Below are 1,355 nucleotides of genomic sequence, written 5' to 3'. Positions count from 1 at the left end.
CTGCAGCACCTGCGCCTCGACGAAGTGCCCGATCCGGGCCTTGGCCATGACGGGCACCGACACGGCCGCAATGATCTTGTCGATCATGTCGGGATCGGACATGCGGGACACGCCGCCCTGGGCGCGGATATCGGCCGGAACGCGTTCCAGCGCCATCACGGCCACGGCACCGGCGTCTTCGGCGATGCGGGCCTGCTCGGCGTTGACGACGTCCATAATGACGCCGCCCTTGAGCATCTCAGCCATGCCGCGCTTGACGCGGCTGCTGCCCGTGACGGTGCTGGCGGTTGCGGGCTGGAACGGGGTATCAAGCATGTGTGTTTCCTTGGCTGGTGGTGGCGGAGAGTTCCGTCGACGAAGCGGCGACGGTACCGGGTAACTCGTCAAAACAATTGAAGCTGTAGAGATGAATGCCATCGACGACAGGCTGGGCGGTCAGCTCGTTGATGAGAGTGCCGGGCGAGTAGCGTTCGCCGCTCAGGAGGCGGCGGGCGAGCGGTCGTTTCCCGCTAAGGAACCGCAGGGACGTTCCGACGCCGATCTTCGTTGCCAGTGCAATCAGCCTGGTTCGTTGGACGGACCCGGCAACCCCGGCCAGGACCGGAAGCATGACTCCCTCGCGGCGCAGCATCGCCGTGTAGCTATGGATACTGTCGGCCGAGAAGCACATCTGCGTGACGACGTTGGAGGCAAGTTCCTGCTTGGCCAACAATGATTCGAGCAGCTGCCGGGGGCCGATGCCGGGATGACCCTCCGGATACCCGGCGACCCCAACGGCCATCTGGCCGCCGCTGATTTCGGCGATCTCGCGCAGCAGCTCGCCGCCATTGGCGAAGGGACCCGCGGGCTGCGGGGCGTCACCGCCAACCGCGAACACTTCCGAGATGCCGTACCCAGCACATTCCCGGATGATACGGGCCAGCTGGGTGCTATCCGCCAGGCTGCGGGCCGCGATGTGCGGGACCACGGTGTAGCCGAGCAGACTGAGCTGGGCGGCCGTTCGCATGGTCCGCCCGGTTCCGTGGTGAGGCAGACACGTGATGGTGAGTGTCGTGGTCAGCTGCACTGCCGACTGGACCTTTTTGACGATTCCCTCGGAAGGAATGATTTCAAGTCGTATGGGAAACATCTTTGGTCCTCTGTCGATGTCAGGCGCCGAGCAGCGAGCTGGCTTCCTGGCGGGTGCTTCCGGAGCTTTCGATGTGGGCGAGTTCGGCCGGGATTTCCCAGCCTTTCTTGCGCATCGCGGTGGCCCAGAGCCGGCCGGCGCGGTAGGAGGAACGCACCAGGGGCCCGGACATGACGCCCAGGAAGCCGATCTCGTCGGCTTCGTGCTGCAGGTCCACGATCCACGA

General features: G+C 65.0%; 1 protein-coding gene and 2 pseudogenes. All 3 read right to left on the bottom strand.

Going from position 1 to position 1,355, the window contains the following annotated elements:
• A pseudogene (locus AC1D1S_RS21160) lies at window positions 1-315 on the bottom strand (pyridoxal 5'-phosphate synthase lyase subunit PdxS); the annotation flags it as partial.
• A complete protein-coding gene (locus tag AC1D1S_RS21155; protein WP_476995447.1) occupies window positions 308-1,129 on the bottom strand; it encodes a methylenetetrahydrofolate reductase in 822 nt (273 codons plus the stop codon). The gene AC1D1S_RS21155 and the pseudogene AC1D1S_RS21160, both read right to left, overlap by 8 nt.
• Window positions 1,130-1,148: 19 nt before the next feature.
• Window positions 1,149-1,355, bottom strand: a pseudogene (locus AC1D1S_RS21150) (lipoyl synthase); the annotation flags it as partial.

Source organism: Arthrobacter sp. P1_A5 (assembly GCF_056406825.1).
The sequence above is the reverse complement of the archived record's forward strand: the minus strand, read 5'-3'. Positions and strand labels throughout refer to the sequence as shown.

What these genes read in the sequence shown, in the direction of transcription:
- AC1D1S_RS21155 (WP_476995447.1), bottom strand. Translation starts at nt 1,129, where the DNA reads ATGTTTCCCATACGACTTGAAATCATTCCTTCCGAGGGAATCGTCAAA.